Annotated in this window: 1 protein-coding gene; it reads right to left on the reverse strand. The window is 70.0% G+C overall.

Annotated elements, in window-relative coordinates; translation table 11 throughout:
• A partial coding sequence (locus AC1RPY_RS08250; protein WP_481763199.1) for a phosphatidylserine decarboxylase occupies window positions 1–230 on the reverse strand: 230 nt, incomplete at both ends.

Raw genomic sequence — 230 nt, forward strand, 5'->3', positions numbered from 1 at the left:
GTTGTCGGCCTGGATGAGGATGATCGCGCGGGCGGCGACGTGGGCGAGGTAGCCCTGCGACGCCATCGCCTCCACCGCATCGGCGCCCTCCGAGTCGGCTTCCGAGAAGTAGGTGCCGGGCTGGACGTAGGCGCGGACGATCGTCCCGGCGACGGGGCTGTGCCAGCGGTGGTAGTTCAGGGCGCTGAGGAAGCCCTGGTAGACCGTGCCGCCGACGAACTGGTCCACTG

Source organism: Dellaglioa sp. CoH-56-MRSF-12 (genome assembly GCF_056782075.1).